Annotated in this window: 20 protein-coding genes; 5 read left to right on the top strand and 15 right to left on the bottom strand. The window is 38.8% G+C overall.

Annotated elements, in window-relative coordinates:
* Window positions 1-76: 76 nt before the first annotated feature.
* From FJR05_RS13570 to purS, 3 genes are all read right to left on the bottom strand, one after another.
* Window positions 77-3,118, bottom strand: coding sequence for a hypothetical protein (locus tag FJR05_RS13570; protein WP_168644601.1), 3,042 nt, complete (start codon window positions 3,116-3,118; stop codon window positions 77-79).
* 133 nt (window positions 3,119-3,251) lie between these two features.
* Window positions 3,252-3,923, bottom strand: a complete 672-nt coding sequence (gene purQ / locus FJR05_RS13575) for a phosphoribosylformylglycinamidine synthase subunit PurQ (RefSeq protein WP_168644602.1) — start codon at window positions 3,921-3,923, stop codon at window positions 3,252-3,254.
* Window positions 3,924-4,028: 105 nt separating this feature from the next.
* Window positions 4,029-4,307 (bottom strand): phosphoribosylformylglycinamidine synthase subunit PurS, encoded by a 279-nt coding sequence (purS, locus tag FJR05_RS13580; protein WP_027401955.1) that lies wholly within the window; start codon window positions 4,305-4,307, stop codon window positions 4,029-4,031.
* A gap of 127 nt (window positions 4,308-4,434) precedes the next feature.
* Between purS and FJR05_RS13585 the strand changes: the two genes are divergently transcribed.
* Window positions 4,435-4,821, top strand: a complete 387-nt coding sequence (locus FJR05_RS13585) for a Fur family transcriptional regulator (protein WP_168644603.1) — start codon at window positions 4,435-4,437, stop codon at window positions 4,819-4,821.
* A gap of 51 nt (window positions 4,822-4,872) precedes the next feature.
* Here FJR05_RS13585 and FJR05_RS13590 read toward each other — a convergent pair whose 3' ends face one another.
* From FJR05_RS13590 to leuC, 4 genes are all read right to left on the bottom strand, one after another.
* Window positions 4,873-6,132 (bottom strand): GTPase family protein, encoded by a 1,260-nt coding sequence (locus FJR05_RS13590; RefSeq protein ID WP_168644604.1) that lies wholly within the window; start codon window positions 6,130-6,132, stop codon window positions 4,873-4,875.
* A gap of 74 nt (window positions 6,133-6,206) precedes the next feature.
* Window positions 6,207-6,668 (bottom strand): EVE domain-containing protein, encoded by a 462-nt coding sequence (locus FJR05_RS13595; protein WP_174783698.1) that lies wholly within the window; start codon window positions 6,666-6,668, stop codon window positions 6,207-6,209.
* Window positions 6,669-6,722: 54 nt separating this feature from the next.
* The gene (gene leuD, locus FJR05_RS13600) at window positions 6,723-7,331 is read right to left on the bottom strand and encodes a 3-isopropylmalate dehydratase small subunit (protein ID WP_168644605.1); all 609 of its coding nucleotides are present in this window, start codon (window positions 7,329-7,331) and stop codon (window positions 6,723-6,725) included.
* 105 nt (window positions 7,332-7,436) lie between these two features.
* Window positions 7,437-8,840: a 3-isopropylmalate dehydratase large subunit gene (gene leuC / locus FJR05_RS13605; RefSeq protein ID WP_168644606.1), complete on the bottom strand. Its 1,404-nt coding sequence runs from the start codon at window positions 8,838-8,840 to the stop codon at window positions 7,437-7,439.
* 185 nt (window positions 8,841-9,025) lie between these two features.
* On the opposite strand from leuC, the gene petE reads away from it, so the two are divergent.
* The gene (petE, locus tag FJR05_RS13610) at window positions 9,026-9,445 is read left to right on the top strand and encodes a plastocyanin (RefSeq protein ID WP_168644607.1); all 420 of its coding nucleotides are present in this window, start codon (window positions 9,026-9,028) and stop codon (window positions 9,443-9,445) included.
* A gap of 161 nt (window positions 9,446-9,606) precedes the next feature.
* On the opposite strand, the gene FJR05_RS13615 is transcribed toward petE, so the two are convergent.
* The 8 genes from FJR05_RS13615 to FJR05_RS13645 all read right to left on the bottom strand — a co-directional run bounded on the left by FJR05_RS13615 (window position 9,607) and on the right by FJR05_RS13645 (window position 17,762).
* Window positions 9,607-10,911 (bottom strand): O-antigen ligase domain-containing protein, encoded by a 1,305-nt coding sequence (locus tag FJR05_RS13615; RefSeq protein WP_168644608.1) that lies wholly within the window; start codon window positions 10,909-10,911, stop codon window positions 9,607-9,609.
* A gap of 132 nt (window positions 10,912-11,043) precedes the next feature.
* A complete protein-coding gene (locus tag FJR05_RS13620; RefSeq protein ID WP_254446935.1) occupies window positions 11,044-11,301 on the bottom strand; it encodes a hypothetical protein in 258 nt (85 codons plus the stop codon).
* A gap of 37 nt (window positions 11,302-11,338) precedes the next feature.
* Window positions 11,339-11,911, bottom strand: a complete 573-nt coding sequence (locus FJR05_RS13625) for a Uma2 family endonuclease (protein WP_168644609.1) — start codon at window positions 11,909-11,911, stop codon at window positions 11,339-11,341.
* A gap of 121 nt (window positions 11,912-12,032) precedes the next feature.
* Window positions 12,033-12,164: a hypothetical protein gene (locus FJR05_RS27655; RefSeq protein WP_256376193.1), complete on the bottom strand. Its 132-nt coding sequence runs from the start codon at window positions 12,162-12,164 to the stop codon at window positions 12,033-12,035.
* 70 nt (window positions 12,165-12,234) lie between these two features.
* Window positions 12,235-14,679: a hypothetical protein gene (locus FJR05_RS26980; RefSeq protein ID WP_217385590.1), complete on the bottom strand. Its 2,445-nt coding sequence runs from the start codon at window positions 14,677-14,679 to the stop codon at window positions 12,235-12,237.
* Between the two features lie 27 nt (window positions 14,680-14,706).
* Entirely contained in the window at window positions 14,707-15,084 is a 378-nt protein-coding gene (locus FJR05_RS13635; RefSeq protein WP_168644610.1) for a hypothetical protein, read from the bottom strand.
* A gap of 243 nt (window positions 15,085-15,327) precedes the next feature.
* Window positions 15,328-16,725, bottom strand: coding sequence for a hypothetical protein (locus FJR05_RS13640; RefSeq protein ID WP_168644611.1), 1,398 nt, complete (start codon window positions 16,723-16,725; stop codon window positions 15,328-15,330).
* Window positions 16,722-17,762 (bottom strand): polysaccharide biosynthesis/export family protein, encoded by a 1,041-nt coding sequence (locus FJR05_RS13645; protein WP_168644612.1) that lies wholly within the window; start codon window positions 17,760-17,762, stop codon window positions 16,722-16,724. The genes FJR05_RS13640 and FJR05_RS13645 overlap by 4 nt, the downstream gene beginning before the upstream one ends.
* A 408-nt stretch (window positions 17,763-18,170) precedes the next feature.
* Here FJR05_RS13645 and FJR05_RS13650 point away from each other — a divergent pair, with 408 nt between their 5' ends.
* The 3 genes from FJR05_RS13650 to FJR05_RS13660 are packed head-to-tail and all read left to right on the top strand — an operon-like array spanning window position 18,171 to window position 20,379.
* Window positions 18,171-19,229: a polysaccharide pyruvyl transferase family protein gene (locus tag FJR05_RS13650; RefSeq protein WP_168644613.1), complete on the top strand. Its 1,059-nt coding sequence runs from the start codon at window positions 18,171-18,173 to the stop codon at window positions 19,227-19,229.
* The gene (locus tag FJR05_RS13655) at window positions 19,226-20,233 is read left to right on the top strand and encodes a glycosyltransferase family 4 protein (RefSeq protein WP_174783699.1); all 1,008 of its coding nucleotides are present in this window, start codon (window positions 19,226-19,228) and stop codon (window positions 20,231-20,233) included. The genes FJR05_RS13650 and FJR05_RS13655 overlap by 4 nt, the downstream gene beginning before the upstream one ends.
* Window positions 20,230-20,379 (top strand): hypothetical protein, encoded by a 150-nt coding sequence (locus tag FJR05_RS13660; protein ID WP_254446936.1) that lies wholly within the window; start codon window positions 20,230-20,232, stop codon window positions 20,377-20,379. Before FJR05_RS13655 ends, FJR05_RS13660 begins: the two co-directional genes overlap by 4 nt.
* Window positions 20,380-20,429 lie beyond the last annotated feature (50 nt).

Here is a 20,429-nt window from a genome sequence, read left to right on the forward strand (position 1 = left end):
AGGTTGGGTTGACGGATGTTACCCAACATGATTTAATGTTGATCAAAAGTTGGGTTGCGCTGTCGCTTAACCCAACCTACGAAGTTTGATTGTTTGTTTTCTCTGATAATATACCTTTGATGTGAGTTAAAAACGCGAGAGAATTAAAATTTACTGTAATTCTACCATGTTGAAATATCGCAGCTTGACTAACTGATTCATCTCCAATTAAATTTTGATATGGATCTAACTTTAATTGAACATCTCTCGATTTTTCATAGCGGGAAAAATGAAATAAGGTTAAACATTGCAAAATTTCATTTTTTAATTGACTGTTATCATATATTAATCCTTCTCGAATATCTTTATCATCTAAAATTGTTTCATCGTAAATATTTAATAATGTCGCATAAGACATAACTCCATTATATTTACTATCTCCAGGAAGTGAAAATCCATTAAAAAGGTTGAAAAAAATCACAGATTGTTTATTTTTGTCCTCTGCTAAGTTAGTTACTTCTAGGGTATCCTGAATATATAATGATGTTGACTTTTTACCGGAAAGTTTGACAGCGTAGTATTTATCAAAAAACATGGGATAAATTTTGATATCATGTCTTTCTTTTTTTAATGCTTTAATCACGTTTTCCGACATGAAAAATAATTCTGCGTTTTTTTCAGATTGGGTAATATGTAATGTGCTGCTGTAGGGAACTTTCGCTATATAAATAAAGTGTTTGTACCCTTTTTGATAAAGTTTATCTACATTATCAACCACAACTGTAGGATATTCATACATTTTTTGATGATCTTCAAAGTTTTGGGAGAAGGTTTTGAAAAGTTGAAATCTTACGCTTTGCGCTTCCATTTGTAAGGTAATAATTTCTCCCATGAGGTTAGATTTTTTCGTGGTTACTCCTTTTTTAGCATCACTTTCTCGACTGGAAACTACGATAATTGCAAGTTTATCCAAGGTTTCAAATTTAAACTTTTCATGACTATGTAATGTAAATTTTTTGGGAACAACTGAATACAAAGAACTGAGAACATTAGGAATTTTATATTTTACCTTATCAGGATTAGTAATCACTATCCCCTGTTCATTACTCAGAGACTCCTCCTTAAATATATGAGACAATACCTTGGTAAAGGAAACCATAAACTTTTCAATAGTTGCGGTTTCATCGGTTTTTTCTTTGAGGTGTATCCTTAATAAGGGAATAAATGGTTTTATTTGTTTTTCCAAGATGACGTGAAGACAAAGATAAGCAAGTAAACTATATGCAATTTTGTAAATAAATTCTTGATGCTTTTCTAGTTTGGGAGTTTCTAAACGATGGGGAAAAATTAACAAGTTCCGATGTTGTAAGTTTGCGGTGTAAAATTTTTTGCAGATTTCATTTTCATAAGGGAGAAATACTACTGGTAACATATTAATATTTTGAGGAATATCATATTCCATACTGAAGGTTTCTCGATCTTCAGTCTCTAAAAAATGAATTTCGCTAATAGTAATGTTTGCGGAAAGACTGACAAGTAAGTTTGTCTGTGTGCTGGGATTTCCTAAGTTAATATATTTTAAGCAATCTTTAAAATTTTCTCGCAACTTTTCTTTAAAGAATGTATCTCTTGTAGTAATTACGTCAATGTCATCTTCTAAAATACTCTGTTTTACGGAAATATGTACAGGATAATGTGTGGTAGAAAATGGTGTTTCTCTTTTGATTAAGTTTACTAAAACTTCTTTGAGTGTGTCTATTTTTTGCTGAACTTTAAATTTCTCGAAACCTTCCACCAATTTTCTGAATATTTGCTTCTTAGCTGCATCATTATTACCTTTTAATATTGATAATACAGTTGCAAATTTCTCAACTGGATCATAATCTAATTCTGCTTTTGGGTTATAGTTTGCTGCGTCTGGATCTTGACGTGATGCAAATATGAAATAATAGAGAAATGCGATTTTAAGAACTTTATTTACAAAAGTGAATCTTCTGGAATCATCTGCAATTTCTTTTTTATGTTCGTCACTATCTGGGTTCAAAAGATTGAGATTGCGTTCAAAAACGTTTTTACCTCCATCTGTTTGTACTTTTCCATCAAATTTTAACTTTAACCCAAAGGTAAATTCTATTTTTTCGCGCTTTGGATCTTCGTTTTCTCCTAAATAACCTTCAACGATGGGAATAATCGGTAATTTATCATAAGCTTCACTCCGAGAAAACATGGTTTGATAATTAACTGATATTCCCTCATAGCTAACTTGATATTCTCCATCTGCTTTGTTGGTATCGTTAATATAATCTTCTAATAGTTTCAATCTTCTAATTAGATCTTCTAAATATATTTTAGCTCTAAAGTTTTTATGACTGGCTTTTTCATCTAAATTTTCTAATAAAAATTCTAAATATTTAATTTGTGATAGTTTTTTGAGTTTACCTAGTGTTTCTTGGTTGACTAGGTTTTGTAATTTATAAATATCAGAGTTGGTATTTTCTTTGAGATTTTCTAAAATATATGCTAATTCTTGTCTATCGCTAGAATCAGAAAAGTTTATATCTATAAAATTATTAATTCCTGTTACTAATGCAGCGTAAAAATCACGAGGTTTATCTACGGAAATTGTTACTTTATGTGCTTTTAGAAGTTGTTTCTGTTTCCTGTTTTCGTCTTTTTTCAGTGTTAATCTTTGCTTTTCTAGTTGGGAAGATGGAGGAAAATCATAACTCAAGTCTAATTTAGATGGTTTTTTGGTGGTTTGAAATGTTTGTAAGTCGGTAAGTAGATGATTAATAAACTGAAATCTATCTATTGATTCATTACCTGGATTGTTTTGAATCGCTGTTGTTAAATGTTGCTGAATATAAGCTACAATTTCTTTAATTTTTTTGTCGAAAGAATCTTGAGAGTTAGCACTAAAATTTAGGGTAGCAGCACCAAGTAATCTTTCGTTCCCTAAAGGGTTTTCTGGATTTAATTTGATGACTTCATTAACTAGCTCATTAATATTAATAAATACCCGTTGATTATCTTTAGAAATGGTAAATATTTGCTTTTCTTTTAAAACCTGTAAGATTTTAGTTAACAAATCAGTATAATCTACATTAGCTAAGTCTGGATTTATTGCTATTTTGTTCATTTGCACCCTTAATACTTGTCTCTAAAATTACTTATTATAAATAATAATGCCTTGCGACTTGACAAGTCAAGATTTTGTAAATAAAAAAATAAACTATTAGATCCCCGACTTTTCCAAAAAGTCGGGGATCTGTTTAGACTAAAGCCGCTACCTTCCCCAACAACCCCTGAAACAACCGCAAACCATCGCTATTACCTAACGCCTTATCTGCTGCTCTTTCTGGATGTGGCATCATGCCCAAAACATTGCCTTGAAGATTACAAATCCCCGCAATGTTGTTGAGTGAACCGTTGGGATTTTCTTGATAACGAAATAAAACTTGTCCGTTAGCTTCGATTTCTGCTAAAGTGGTTTCGTTACTGTAAAATCGCCCCTCTCCGTGTGCAATGGGTAAAGTGATAACTTCCCCTTCCGCATAACCTTGAGTCCAAGGTAAATTATTACGCTCAACTTTCAAGGGAGAGCGATCGCATATAAAGTGCAAATCCTGATTTCTCGCCAATGCCCCAGGTAATAAACCAGCTTCAGTTAATACCTGAAATCCGTTACAAATACCGATGACAAATTTACCTTGCCGTGCATGGTTGATAACTTGTTGCATCACAGGAGAAAAGCGAGCGATCGCACCACAACGCAAATAATCCCCATAACTAAAGCCACCGGGGACAATGATCACATCTATATCACTAATATCCGTCTCTTGATGCCAAATCATCCGCGTTGATTGTCCTAGCAAATCTCTAGTCACATAGGCAACGTCGCGATCGCAATTAGAACCTGGAAAAACTAAAATACCGAATTTCATTGTTTGTCAGTTGTCAGTTGTCAGTTGTTCTTTGTCAGGGAATAGGCAAAAGGTAAGAATTTTCACAATTACCGATTACCAATTACCAATTACCAATTAGCAGTTTCAAAATACGCCAGTTTGTGATTCTACCTCAATCAAGTCAAAGCGATAATTTTCGATGACCGGATTAGATAACATTTGGTCACAGATTTGATTTAAGTCTCGACGCGCTTTCATCTCATCAGGTGCGGTAATGGTTAACTCAATGTACTTACCAATTCTCACCTGTTCCACGTTGTCGTATCCCATTTGTTTGAGGCCAGATTGTACAGCCACACCAGCAGGATCTAAAACTGATGTTCTCAGAGTCACGAAAATTTTAGCTAAATATTTTATTTGCACAGGCTTTTTGCTGAATGCTGCGATCGCTATCCTATAACTTTTATGGTCTAACTGAGTGAAAATATAATCAGGAGTAGAAGTAATTCATGAATTTACCCTACCATAGATACAAATTTAACAAACATTTATGAGAGCCATACATACCCGTAGTCAAGAACGGATTTTAAACCTGTTACAAAATCTTAAACAAGGCATTTCCGCCCAAGAAATTTACATAGAACTACGTAATCTCAACCAAAGCATGGGTTTAGCAACAGTTTATCGTTCCTTGGATGCTCTCAAATTAGAAGGCTTAGTGCAAGTGCGAACTTTGGCAAATGGTGAAGCCCTTTATAGCCTAATACAGCAGGACAAGCATCATCTAACTTGCCTACAATGTGGTTTTTCTATCCCTATTCATCAATGTCCTGTCCATGAACTCGAAAACCAATTACAAACCAGTCATCAATTTAAAGTGTTTTATCACACTCTAGAATTTTTTGGACTATGTACAAAATGTCAAGCTAAGGCTTAGGGATGAAAGAAGGAGTCAGGAGTCACTTTAAAATCAGCATTAAACACCCTGTCAGCTTTTTTCTTGATGTGTGATAGTTAGGTTGCGGAAAATGGGTTCCATGACTGTTTGAATTTTTTGAGGATCAGGTTTTTTCCCACCCATTAAATCACCAAAATATACACAAGCAGCCTCACCTAAAGCCCAAGTATAAGCACCTGCCCAAGAAGCTGCGATCGCACTACCAAAACCGGGGATAAATTTAATTAATTCCCGTGACACTGCCTGGGCAATAAAACCACCTGCTATAGTGCTAACAATGCCCCCAGCTTGAGATGGTGTTACAGTCTGTCCATATAATTTACCCAACAATCCCACCATTGATACTTGTAATGCCGTTAAAACAGGCATGGTAGCAAAAGGTAAAGGAACTGCCGCCAGAGTTGCAGCCATAATTGAAAAAGGCAAAATGTAGCGTCTGCCAGCATCTCGATAAATAGTACCTAATTTTTCGCCAGCTTGTTGATCTAATAATTGATAAATTGCCTTCGATTCTGCTTCTGGAAGAAGTTCAACTAAATTATCTCGCAGTGCTTCTAAACCGTAAAATACCGGGAAATAATCATCCTCTTCTAAAGTGAAATCAATTAAAATTGCCCGATTATATAAACCTAAAAAGTTTTCTTTGATAGCTATAAATGCCCGATTTAAGTCTAGATAATCTGGAGGATAATTAGGATGATTGGCAATTTCTGGCGGATAAACTTCATGTAAGCAAGTTACCACCAATAAACAGGGAATATTAGGATATTGCTGCCGTAATTTCTGGGCAATTTGTCGCAGAGTATCAGTGGCAAAATCGTTAATTTTAACAGTAATAATCAAAACTCTAGCCTTAGTTGTTTCCTGTTGTAAATCACCGATTAATTCCTGAATAATTGTTTCAGTATCTTGACTGACATCTCCCAAACCTACCGTATCTGTAAAAATCAGCAATGGTAAATCCTGGGAAGGATATGCGTAACGTTGAGTATTTTGGGTATGGGGACGAAAACCTTGACCAATAATCTCCGCAGACACCCCAGTTAAACCCCTAACAATTGAACTTTTACCTGCTTGGGGTTTTCCTAAAAGTAAGGCTTCTGTCGTTGGTAATTCAGCGCGAATGGATTCAAGAATTTCCGCAACTTGAGTATCACTAACGCTAAACCATTGTTCTACAGTTTGTGTAACTTGTTCGACTGGTAAAATTTGAGTTAATTTATCGGTAGCTTGATTAAAAGCCCCTGTAACCTTTTTTTTCCAAGAATTATCATTACCTTGTTCAGTCATAAATTCCACTCCCTATAATTAATTGGATAGAGAATATTTTTAGAAACCCAACAGAGGGCGGGGTTTCCCCGCCCCTACCTGCCCATTTCTAAAATCTTACTGGCGACTGGTTCTATTACCGGAGTTACTGATAAACGATTGCCTTTTTTCACTACTAATAATTCATCATCATTAAACTTAGCTTTGAGTGTTGATAGTGAAAGAGGATGATGAAAAACTTCGACAAATTCCACTTTTACAGTTTGCCAACGGGGAGATTCAAGAGTTGATTTAGCATCATAATATTTACTATTTATATCAAATTGTGTTGGATCAGCAATACCTGTTTCAACTATCCGCATTAAACCAAAAATACCCGGAGGTTCAGCATTAGAATGATAAAAAAATGCTAAATCTCCTATTCGCATTTCTCTCAAAAAATTCCGGGCTTGATAATTACGGATACCGTCCCAAATTGTCTCGCCTTGTTGTTGTAAGTCAGTAATACTATAAACTGCTGGTTCTGACTTCATTAACCAATAATTAATTGTATTCATATAATAATTAATCCCATAATTTTAGAGACGTTACAGAGAACGCCTCTATATATACTAACTTGCGGCTAAATTACCCCAAGCAATATAAGGTAGTTTTGCTGCTGTTGCTTTTACCTGTTGGGCATTTGCTACTAACTGTCCGCAAGCGTCCCAAGTTCCCGCAATAAAGGCGCTTCTTGTTCCTTCACCAATCACAACTGAGGCAGTAAAATCTCCAATTTGCACTTGCAATTTTTCCAAATCTATGGTTGTAACTGCTTGAGGATTGGTAGTAACTAATTCTTGCAGTTGTTTAACTACTTCTGATTCAGCAGTTACACATGGTATTCCCATTGCTACGCAGTTACCAAAAAAGATTTCCGCGAAGCTTTCACCAATTAGGGCTTTAATTCCCCATTTTGCCAATGCTTGGGGTGCGTGTTCCCGTGATGAACCACAGCCAAAGTTGCGGTTAACTATGAGAATTTTTGCACCTTGATATTGGGTTAGATCAAATGGATGTTCACCGTTTAAGGCTTTTCTGTCGTCCACAAATACGCCTTCTCCTAAGTCGTCAAAGGTGATGGCTTTTAAGTAGCGGGCAGGAATAATGCGATCGGTGTCTATGTCGTTACCGATGAGGGGAACGGCGTTACCGGATATTTGTTTTACTTCACTTACCATAATTAATAAACCACGAAGGCACGAAGAACACGAAGAAAGAAGAGAAGAGTTTAAGAGAGATTTTTCACTCCCCTCCCCGCAAGCGAGGAGGGGTTGGGGGTGGGGTTACAGCAATTCGCGCACGTCGGCGATTTCGCCTTTGATGGCGGCTGTGGCTACCATTGCGGGACTCATTAGTAAGGTGCGACCGGAGGATGATCCTTGTCTACCTTTAAAGTTACGGTTGGAAGAGGAGGCGCTGATTTGTCTGCCTTGAAGTTTGTCGGGGTTCATGGCTAAACACATGGAACAGCCTGGTTCTCTCCATTCAAAGCCAGCTGCTTGGAAGATTTTATCTAGTCCTTCGGCTTCGGCTTCTTTTTTGACTCTTTCTGAACCGGGAACTACGAAGGCTTTTATACCTTTGGCAACTTGGCGACCCTGGGCAATTTTGGCGGCTTCTCTGAGGTCGCTGATACGTCCGTTGGTGCAGCTACCAATGAAGCAGACATCTATTTTTGTGCCTTGGATGGGTTGACCAGGATATAAGTCCATGTAGCGATAGGCTTCTTCGGCGATGAAGCGGTCTTCTTCTAGGAGTTCGGCGGCTGTGGGGACTTTTTCATCTACGCCAATTCCTTGACCGGGTGTAATTCCCCAGGTGACTGTGGGGGGAATATCTTCGGCATTAAAGACTACAATATCATCATATTCGGCATCAGCATTACTGCTGAGAGATTCCCACCAAGCAATGGCTTTTTCCCAGTCTGCACCTTTGGGGGCGAAGTCTCTATTTTGCAGATAATCGTAGGTGATTTGATCGGGGTTGACGTATCCACATCGCGCTCCACCTTCGATCGCCATGTTACAAACGGTCATCCGTTCTTCCATGTTCATTTGGGTAAAGGTTGTGCCGGCAAATTCGTAAGCGTAGCCTACGCCACCTTTTACGCCGAGGGTGCGGATGATATGCAAAATTACGTCTTTGGCGTAAACTCCGGGTTTTAAGTTGCCGTTAACTTCGATTTTGCGGACTTTGAGTTTTGATAATGATAGGGTTTGGGAGGCGAGAACGTCTCTCACTTGGCTTGTACCGATACCAAAGGCGATCGCTCCAAATGCACCATGACTCGATGTATGGCTATCTCCACAAGCGATCGTCATACCCGGTTGTGTTAGTCCCAATTCAGGGGCAATAACATGAACTATGCCTTGATTTCCTGAACCAATATTGTAAAAAGTTATGTCATTTTCTTGACAACTCTTTTCTAATGCCTGAATCATTTCTTCGGCCATGCTATCCACAAAGGGACGAGCTTGGTTTTCTGTGGGAACGATATGATCAACTGTGGCTATTGTCCGTTGTGGAAATAATACTTTTAAATCCCGCTCCTTGAGCATAGCAAAGGCTTGGGGACTGGTAACTTCATGAATAAGATGTAGTCCAATAAATAGTTGCGTTAATCCTGATGGCAATGTACCAACGGTGTGTAATTCCCAAACTTTGTCAAATAGTGTACCCTTGCTCATACATCAATCTATGTTAAAGGAGTCGGATTTCCGATTGTATCAGAAATTGGGTGGCAATAGGATTTTAGAAATCTAGCTGCCGATAGTGGTTAACAAAAATAAATATATGACGGGTTGTCATATTTGGCATTGATTGTATTTAAAATGAGATGAGAACAATAAACATATTTCCACAGGACAGAACCATGAAATCTATCGCAGCAACTTTGCGACGCTTGAGCCTAGCTGTATTAACAGTTATTGTAATTTTTGGCAGCTTTGCGGTATTCACTCCTACTGCATCTGCTGAAACATATACAGTTAAATTGGGCAGTGATAAAGGTATGTTAGCCTTTGAACCCAAGAAATTGACTGTTAAAGCCGGTGATACAATCGTTTGGAAGAATAACAAAGTTCCCCCCCACAACGTTGTCTTTGATGCTAAGAAGAATCCCAATAAGGATGCTGCTTTAGCAAAATCTTTGTCCCACAAGAAGTTATTAATGAGTCCCGGACAAACCGAAACCACAGTTATTCCTGTTGATGCTGCTCCTGGTGCATACACATTCTATTGTGAACCTCATCGTGGTGCTGGCATGGTTGGTCAAATCATTGTTGAAGGTTAATATATAGGGCTTGGAGTCAGGAGTCAGGAGTCAGGAGTCAGGAGTCAGGAGGAAGAAGAAACTAAGAATAGTCTAGAAAGTTTTTTCTGTCCCCTGCTCCCAGTCCCCAGTCCCCAGTCCCCAGTCCCCAGTCCCCAGTCCCCAGTCCCCAGTCCCCAACTTTAGGTTATTGTAACAAGTGGTTGAGACTTTGGTTTTTCTTGGAAACCAATACCCATAACCAATAATCCATGCCAATATAAATAAACTAATATTTCTAAATTTTCACCAAAGGTATAGAGAAAAAGAATCATCACAATACTCAAACCAACTTGAGCGGTTGGTCTTCTACTGTCCGTTGACTTAATTAACAAATCAAAAAAACTGAACCCCAAGGGAATAGCTAAAGCCATAAACCCAACAATACCCTTAACAAATAATAAACCCGCCCAGCTATGATGTGAACCAATGGGCATATACTCAACAATGTGTGGTCCTTCTTCAACTACACCATGTCCCCAAATTGGAGCTTCAGTTTTCCAACGATAGACAGCAATTTCTTTTAACGCCATGCGTACTCGTGTAGATCCGGCTCTTGCTGCCTTGAAACCTTCCCAAAAATTATTAAAGGCCACAATGATTGATGGGGCAAAAATACCAGCAAGGAAATTAAAAAACCCCATTCCGATGAGCATTCGTGGTCGAGTCAAACTAGATAAGACATTTGTTAGTAAAGGGATAATAACAATGCAAACCTGAGCCATACGGGATTTACAAACAAAACACATGACAACTGATCCTGCTAGTCCTAACCTGCGCCATTTTTTATTTTTTTCTTGTAAGGCCAGCATAAAGTTAACATTCCCCACAAAACCTAATGCTGGACCCCAAGGGGTAAATAGCCGCCAACGCAAGTCACCTGTGCTGCCATCAATTTCATAGAGAGGCACATCAAAAAATTCATTACCTGGTCCTCCTACGGCTTTGAGTGGTGAGACATAGAGAACTTGGGGTAGGTGCAAAGAGGGTGCTAACAGTAAAAAAGGGATAATCAATAGGGTATGAAGACCCACAATACAAACTGCTCGATAAATTATCTGGGGGCGGATTTTTAAACATCCTGCTAAGGGATACAGAGCCAATGCAGCCCAACCTTTAGCCCAGCCAATGGAGGATTTAATGATTAGACCTGTTGGTAAATTGTAGTCGAGATGTCCGGCTATCAATGCCACTTGCATCATCAGCATTCCTGCAATCCAAACCCACAAAGATAAGGAGATGGTGATTTTTTCGTCTTCTGGGGTGTCTTCAGTTTGCGCTAGGATTTTGATTAGTAAAAACAGTAGTAGTATCCAACCCAAGAGAGCGCCGACAACGTATAGCCCCCCAAAAACCCAGATAGAATAAGTGTTAGCGATCGCCCACCAGACAACTTTTTCTGGTATATTTTCTGGCTTGATATCATCTTCGTTGGTCTGTTTTAACATTATTTTGAGGAGTTAGGAGTCAGGAGTCAGGAGTCAGGAGGAAAGAAAGAAGAAAAAAGAATCATAGATAGGACTCCTATTTGATGTTTGAAAAAATTAGTACATCTTTATTTTCTATTACCTATTACCTGTTCACGAAAGCCACTTAGATAGCTTGTCTATCCAGGGTTTACGAATCCACATCAAACCAAGACCAAGGGTGGAAAGGACTGAACCAACAGCCGCACCTGCGAGGATAAAGTTCTTTTTGGGAGCGGTGGGTTCTTTGGCTAAAGTTGGTTCTAGTGCCATTTGAATTAAAGGATAGGTGGAAAATACGTCTCCTTGTCCTAAATCTAATTTGGTGAGGGTAGAGGCAAAAGTGGCTTCGGCAATTTGTCTATCTTGCAAAAGGTTTGCTGTAGGCGATCGCTAGAAGCGATAGTTTTTAATCGGTCTCTGGTGTGAGATCGAGGTTGCGATAGATTTGCTCAATGGGAAAGTTTAAATTAATGCTTTTGAGTTCTACAATGTCACCTGCTTGATAGTTAATAATTAACCAATCACCTGCTTCGTTTTTGTGATACAAATCCATTTCGATGCTGGTGGAACTCACTAATAAATAATCCTGTAAAACTGGATTTTTGCGGTACAGTCTAAATTTGCCACTGCGATCGTAGGTTTCAGTGCTAGGCGAAAGAACTTCAACGATGAGGCAGGGATAGGTGAAATAATTTGGGGTGTTTTTGTCACGATCGTCGCAGGTGACGCTGACATCTGGGTAGGTGTAGTTATTTGTGCCAACAATTTTAACTTTCAGGTCTGAGTTACCTGTTATGCAGTTACTAGCGTCTAAATGGGTATCAACCATAGTCGCAAGTCGAATTGCAATGCGGCTATGATTAACGCTGCCGCCGCTCATGGCGTAAACTTGACCGTTAATCAGTTCGTGTTTTTCTAGTTGCTTTTCTTCCCAAGCAAAGTATTCTTCTGGGGTAAAGTTTTCTTTAACTGCGATCATGGGGAAATCACTCTTTAGTTAGTTTTGGTACTATTTAACGGTTTACACAAACATTTTTTGCAGCAAAACTTTTTTGAATTTTTCGGATCCTTATATTATTATGACAAAGAACAAGGCTACGCTATTGGCGATCGCAATTACTGTGAATCGCGATTTTTGGGCGATCGCTATTAGGATAACGTTTTAATTGAAGGGCAAGCGATCGCGGGTTATGAAAATCGCTGTTGTTGTTGGATGATGAGTTTCTATTCATTATGCAGAAGTTGCTGAAACCTTACTGGGAATTGATTTCCCCCAGTCCCCAATTAAAAAAGGAGGGAGAATTATTGTTTACCGCCGATGCCATCGCAGAGGTGTCTGTCGCTCTCGCTGACGTTGGGATTGTGGGTTAAATAATTGCGAACCAAATCGCAACTACGCGCCATTAACGAATCTAAATCTACATTCCAGAGTTTGATCCTATTGTCATAACTACCACTCGCCAAGGTCTTGCCATCAGCGCTAAAACTAACGCTCTTGACATCACCTCTATGCCCAGAGAGGGTGCGAATTTCGTCTCCTGTCTCCACATTCCAGAGTTTGATCGTCTCGTCATAACTACCACTCGCCAAGGTTTTGCCATTAGCGCTAAAACTGACGCTATAGACAGAACTTGTATGCCCAGAGAGGGTGCGAATTTCGTCTCCTGTCTCCACATTCCAGAGTTTGATCGTCTCGTCATAACTACCACTCGCCAAGGTTTTGCCATTAGCGCTAAAACTGACGCTATAGACAGAACTTGTATGCCCAGAGAGGGTGCGAATTTCGTCTCCTGTCTCCACATTCCAGAGTTTGATCGTATAGTCACCACTACCACTCGCCAAGGTCTTGCCATCAGCGCTAAAACTGACGCTATGGACAGAACTTGTATGCCCAGAGAGGGTGCGAATTTTGTCTCCTGTCTCCACATTCCAGAGTTTGATCGTCTCGTCAGAACTACCACTCGCCAAGGTCTTGCCATCAGAGCTAAAACTGACGCTATTGACAGAATTTGTATGCCCTTCCAAGCGATTATATTCGCTTCCTTTAACAAGCAATTTATCTAAGGCATTGATTACTTTCCCATCGATCGCCTTGTGTTTCTGTAAAATTCGCCCCGCCTTAATCGCCTCAATAAAAGCCTCCAACTCTTTATGAGTATCAAATAGCACAGAAGAATAACGCCCAAGAGAATTAGCTAAACCCAAATCTGAGTCAACTTCCCTTTGTCGTCTTTCTGTTTCAGCTTTCTGGAGTTGCTGATAATGATCCACACTAGCTCGAATAAATCTATTCACTACAGCGCCTAAATTAGACAAAGATTGTTCTTTTATTAGCTTTAAAATTCGCCCTAATTTAGCACCCGTCCAAAGTTCACTAATAGCTCTTTTCTCATCAGATTTAACTTCCCACCAAATTTGCGCCGACTCAACTAATTGCCTTTCTAAAATAATCTCTTTTTCATGTTTAGTAATCCAGCCCCGCAATCTTTTCCATGAACGAATCAAAGCCTCATGGGCAATTTCTACCGTATCCAGTTGACGACCACTAATTAATAAACGGTGTTCTTTAACCAATTCATCAACAATCTTTCCCAAATCACCACTAAATCTAGACTTATTTTCCCGTTTACTAACTCTCTTCCCATCCGCCGTAATCGTGATTAATCTAACAAAAATTTGCTCAACCGCTTTTTCTAGTCTTTGAGATTCAAAATGCCGATAAATTTTTTCTGCTTGTTGTTGCAACGCGCCCCCAACCTTGCCGATATCTTCATAGGTTTCCTGATTCAGCAATCTATCCGTTAGATCATCCTTTTCCCACAACAAATTCAAAGTATATTGCAACAGAGGCAAAGATCGAGACTCCCCACGAAAATCATCAATCATTTCTTCAATCAAATCCTGCTCGACATTGATTCCATGAGTAGCAGCAGGATTTTTAATGACTAACTTCAACTCCCGATCTGTCATCGGCGTAATATAACTAAAAGGCTTATTCCCATCACTTTGTATCGTCACTACAAAATCAGGAAACGCATTCATAAACTGATCTAAAAAATCAGTTCTCATAGCCAAAATCAACTTAATCGAATTATCTTGAGACTTCCTAAGACTACTGATCAAATTATTGAGGAACTGAATAAATAATAAACCTTCCTCCTTTGAAGTAGTAGTTAAAATTTCTTCAAATTGATCAATAAAAATTAGCCAAGAATCATTTTTACCCAGTCTTATTTGCTCAATAATGCTAGGTAAATTCACTTTAGGATTATCAGAATCTTGAAAAACTGACTTAATTTCTGATTTGCTGTATAAACTTAATTTCTTAGGCAGCGATATTTTTAATTCATCAAAAAAGTTATCAAATGGATCATCACTAGGAACAAAGCTAAGTTCAACAAAAGGCTTATTGATATTGCTTTGAATAAGTTTCGGAATCATCCCCGCCTTAACCAAAGAAGACTTGCCACTCCCCGAAGCACCTAAGAGAAAAATGAGATTATCTTTCTCTAAATCTTGTAATAAATTATCAACAAGTTTTTTTCTACCATAAAAATTCTTAGAAGTTTCAGCCGTAAATGAAGCTAAACCCAAATAAGGAGAATTTGCATCAATAGTTGGGGCAACTTTCTCCTCATCAGGATCATCCCCATAAAATATATTGGTTTGTTTATTGCCATCACCAACCTGAATACCCTTACCATGCTTTAGGTCTATATTATTGTGATTACCAGTTAGCTCTTCCATGACAAAAAACACTCCATTACAAAATTATTAATTAATAATATTGTTTTGCGTGCCGTAGTTGCCAATTTGGACAGCCTTAGCTCCTCGTAGGTCATACTTGCCAGTAGAAGCACCTTCAGGGTCTTTTTTGGTCATCACAGCCTCCGCCGCTTTCAAAATCTCCTCATCTTTCTCCAAACCTGCTTCTTTTAACTCATCTTCCAAAAGTGGTTTGGTTACTTCAGGCTTCTTCTCGAACTTTTCAATGATCGTTGACGGATCGTCCTTGCCCTGTTCTGCAAATTTCTTCTTAATTAAAGCCTTCAAACCCTTGTAGGCATCCTTAACCGCCTCACTAGCCGTATCCTTCGTCGCCGCAGTCGCCCCCGCAATTAACGCCGTCAAAATCAGAGAAATAGGTTCCATCGTTTTACACTTCAAACTAAAATACTTGTAGTTATTCACTCCCGTCCTCTAAAATTATCGAAACCCTTGATCTCTCGTTAAAGATAGGGGGGAGTGTGAACAGTTACAAATACTTCTCTGAATTCTACTTTATGAGTACGAATTATTGCAATCAAGTTCGGGGTTTATGTAGGGCGATCGCTAATACTCCACAAGAATACATATTCAAGCAAGCACTATTCAAAAAATTTAAAGTTGTTTCCTTCATGAAATCCATTTAGATAGTTTGTCTATCCAGGGTTTACGAATCCACAACAAAGAAAGACCAAGGGTGGAAAACAGAGAACCAGCCGCAGCCCCAACAAGAACAAAGTTCTTCTTGGGAGTAGTAGGTTCATCTGGTAAACTAGGCTCCATCGCCATTTGAATTAAAGGATAGGTGGAAAATACGTCTCCTTGTCCTAAATCTAATTTGGTGAGGGTAGAGGCAAAAGTCGCTTCGGCAATTTGTTGATCTCGCTTTAAGTTTTCGAGGATTGATTGTTTTTTAGAGAGATTATCGAGACGATTTTCTAATTTTGCGATCGCTATATCTAATCCTTTAACTTGGGCTTTGAGTCCCTGCAAATCTGACTGGAAGGATACCAAACTCTGGAATAATGTATCCCGTGCCGATCCGTTTACAGCCAGGGCTAAACGATTGAGTGTGGATGGATTTAGAGGTTTACCTGCTAGGTATTCACTTCGCTGGAGTAAGGCACTCCAAGCAACTTCTTGGCGGTTGCTTTCTTTAATTACTTGGGGATGATTCACATCATACTTGGTCATTAAAACTTCTAAGGTTGTTGTGGCTTCACTATGGTCTTTGAGGTTTTGTTGAAAGATTTGATCTACATGAAGTAGAAAAGCTGTTGCTGCTTCGGAAGGAGAAAGTGCTAAATCCTGGGCTAACTGCCGTATTCGTTTATCAGCCTGTTCTTCCTGGGCATGGGTTTCGGCTCGTAATCGGCGTAATTGCTCAATATTGGTGGATAAATTGCCTACTTGATCGGGAAAGTTGAGACCAGAACGCATTTTATAGTCAGAAAGGCGTTTTTGTGCCTGTTCTAGTTTTCGCTGGCTGGAAAGGAGAATTAGCTGGGAAGGTTTACCGCGTTGACTAATTTCACTGGCGCGTAAGCGGTTAACTTTGCTGATAATCGCTTGATAAAGAGCTAAGGATTTATCCTGTGCTTCTTTGGGACTTTTGCCGGTGACTTCAAACTGCATGATGGTTGTATTGTTTAACAGTTTAATGCGCGGTTTGCCAAATTTATCCACTGGAATTTTAGCGATCGCTGCGGCATCTTTTAAAACTGGTTCGCTACTAAAAATATATGAAAAATTCTCTCGCGGATCATAGGTAGAACTGCCTAAAGCCGAGCCACTGGAGGAAGAAGCTTGACCAATTCCTGGCAAGTTGACGCTCACCCCTAAACTACCACTACTTAAAATTAGACCCCACTCGCTAGTATAAGTAGGTTTTGTCACTTTCAAATATTGGAGTGATGAACCCCAAATAAAAGTATTGCCTAAAGCACTGAGGATGAGATATCGTAGCCACCGACCTTTGAGCAAACTCCCCAGATTTACCATCTTAAAAACTAAGGGTTGCTGTGTCATTTGAACAAATCTCGCAAAAAGTTAATAGGAGATATGATAGGGGATATGATACTTTGGATAACATCCCGAAATTCCACAACCTTTGAGTCATAGCAGACAACAATATCATTAGATTGGAGAAAAGGGTTGTTGAGATCATTGGTAGAATTTGTCAGAATATCGTTAACTTGACGCTTCAAGTAAGTAGTTTTACCAGTTAATTGTTCAGTAGTTACTAATATTGCTTGTCGTTCGGCATTTGTTCCCCTTGTTCCCCCGGCACAGTTGGCAGCCGCCACTGCATGAGAAAGACGAGAACCATAGGTCAATGAACTAGAATCCTTCCCAATAGCAGAAACACCGTTACCTGTAGCTGGTACGGTGAGATTGGAAAGAAATACTTTCACTCCACCAGGGGTAATTGGGGAAGAACGCATGAGTCCGTTGTCTATTTTACCCGCATCGGGAACAATGATGCGATCGCCAGCAATTAAGGCAACATCTGTAAATGGTTCACCTGTCAACATCCCGGATAGGTCAATGGTTCGGGTTTCTCCGTCGCGGACCAATTGAATATTTCTAATATCAGCAGTAGGCTTAACCCCACCAGCATCACGGATAGCTGTTGCTAAATAACGGTTGAGAGGATATTGTCCAGCTACCAGCATCGGCGGTTGTGTTTTTTCGGCTGGGGAAGGTTCATTGATAAATACTCTTCCTGGTAAAAAGGTTGCCCCGCTGACGAACACCTCTACAGGACCCCATTGGACAACTTTCAAACTTACTTGCAGAAAAGAGCGTTTAAAAAAAGCTCCATCTACCAAAGCTGTGGTGAGATTTTCTTCAACTTGCTCTGGTTCTAAACCAACAACCGGTAAAGAGTTTAAATAGGGAATTTCTAAATTGCCTTCTAAATTGACTTCAAAAATCCCACTAAATTCCGCACCTTCGGGGATACTGATCTTCACGCGATCGCCTGGAGATAGCGGTAAAGCAAAACTAGGTGTCGCTAAGGTTAATATGGCAAAAATTGTATTAAAAATTAATTTTTTTAGCATGAAAGTCCGACAAAATACTTAAGTAGACAAAGTTAACAATCTGTAATATTTTCTAAATTTAGTAAAAACTACAGCCAGGAAAAATTATGCCCCAATCACTTATATTGTTACAGTATAGCCTTGGTAATAGAAAATCTTTTTTACTAATCTAACTAACTAATCAGGTAGTAGCAATGAGTGATATTACTTAACTTCAAACTTAACTCACTGATAGTAACGGCGGTAATTATCGAGATTTACTGATAAGTAAGTGACAAAAAAATACATAAAATTTATACAAAATTTATTTGACAAGAGATACAAATTAAGTATATAAAAATAATACAAGTTTTTTAGAAAAGTTGTGGATATTTACTACATAAGGAAATGCCAGGGTATCCGCCACTTAATTAACTATGAGAATTTCCGATGGAACTCACTATTGGTCTGGTAAACACTTATTCAACTCTTAATATTGGTGACGCAGCTATCTATAGTTCCTTAACTGCTTTAGCTTCTGGGTCTAAGGTTGTGGCGCAATTTTCAGATTCACAACCGGAATATATTCCTGGTTTGCAGATTTTGCCGCAGATTGGTCGCTGCAATGGCTATATTAGTGTCGGTGGTGATATTTTTAATAATGCCCGTGAAAGTTTAATTACCAAAGCTTTCATTGGCAATTTATTACAATTAGGAAGAGATCCTCGACATACTTTTTTGTTCGGTCAATCTATTCCCCGTTCCTGTCATGGTTTAAGTTTTCAAGCTTTAGCCTTTTACTTACGTAAACTCGCTGCTGTTTGCGTCAGAGATACGGAAAGCCATCAACGGTTAACGGCATCTGGTATCCCCGCAATTTTATCTTTTGATGCGGCTTTTGCTTTATCAGTTAGTGAGGCAGCAAAGGAAAAAGCCAAAGAGATATTACACACATTAGCAATTACACCAGAATCAGCGGCTTTAATTTCTCTGCGGACATTTGATTCCATGTATAAGCATGATAATCAAAAATTTCAAAAGCAATTAGTAGCTTTGAGTCGCAAATTTTGTCAACAGGGATATCAACCTGTATTGCTAATTCAGTCTCAAGCTTACGGTGCTGATAATGACTTAGCAATGGCAGAAGAAATTCGCCAAGAAGTACCGCAAATAAAGATATTTAATCCCTTTGTCGTTAATAGTAACTTGGCCAAATGGGAATTAGTCATGGGTGCATTGGCTATTTCTCGTCTGATTGTGGCGATTAGATATCATACATCTGTTTTAGCCTTGGCTAGTGGTCGAGTTCCTTTCAATTTGTACTATTCAAATAAAGGTAAAGATATCACCAAACGGTTACAAATTCCTGGTTGTAGCTTGGAAGAATTTGATCCAGATATTCATGGAGAGGAAATCATTACTACCTCTATGGCTACCTTTGATCATGAAGCAATTCGTCAACAGGTAAAACAGGATTTTCAAAAGTGTTATAGCCGTATACTACCATGATAAAACCAAAAATTTGCCATCTCATCGGCGGTCAGGGTATGGGCTGGACTGGAGGAATTAAAGCCACTTTAAACAGTTTAGAAAGCTCTTATTTATCAGAAAAATTTGAATTTATCACAGCCACTTTATCAACGGCATCTACTGTCATTCCCCAACAAAGTCCTGATGTGATGATTGTTCATGCTGCTTCCTCATGGCGGGGATTATTTCCACTGTGGAAACTTCGACGTAAAGGTAAATTAATTATTAACGAACATCATTATTGTGCAGGTTTTGAAGATTTTAATGTTCCTGCGGTGACTCGATTTCATGGAATGTTAAAGCTGGCTTATGGAATGTGCGATCGCGTAATTACAGTTTCCCAAGGACAGCAAAATTGGATCTTAAAAAATAAATTAGCATCTGCTGATAAACTGACTCTCATTCCCTCCTCTCGCATCATTTCTGATTTTCTAAATGTTCCCATTAAATCAATAAATCAATCCCCAGATCAACCATTTGTATTAGGTGCTTATGGGCGGTTTTCTTCCCAAAAAGGTTTTGATATTCTCATTGATGCTGTTAAACAAATTCCCAATTCCAGAATTAAATTACAAATTGGTGGTGGGGGACCAGATGAAGCCAAATTCAAAGAATTAGCTGGTAACTGTCCCAATATTGAATTTGTCGGACGCATTGATGATGTGCCGGCTTTCTTAAGTCAATGCGATGCTGTGGTTATTCCTTCCCGCTGGGAACCTTGGGGCAATGTTTGTTTAGAAGCTAGGGCTGCTGGTAAACCAATTATTGCTTCAGCGGTAGATGGTTTAAGTGAACAAATTCAAAACTTTGGGCTACTTGTTCCTCCCGGAAATTCTGTCGCCTTAGCTAAAGCCATTCAAGAATTAGTGAATTTACCAGCAGACAAATTAATAGTAATAGGAGAACAGGGAAAAACCTCCGCCATAAATGCTTGGGAAAATTACCTATCTAATTGGGATAAATTGCTGGAGGAAATGACATGAAAAATATCATGCAAACTTTATCCTCCTTTAAAAAAGACCGCTTTGTGCGTAACATTGGCTGGATGGGGGCTTCGGAATTAGTAATCAGGGTATTTCGGCTTGTTACCACAGTTATTCTCGCTCGGTTTTTAAGTGCTGAAGAGTAACTGTTCACACTCCCCCACTAAAAAGGAATTAGGAAGTAACAGGGATAGGA

Source organism: Dolichospermum sp. UHCC 0259, from assembly GCF_009711935.1.
Lineage (GTDB): Bacteria > Cyanobacteriota > Cyanobacteriia > Cyanobacteriales > Nostocaceae > Dolichospermum.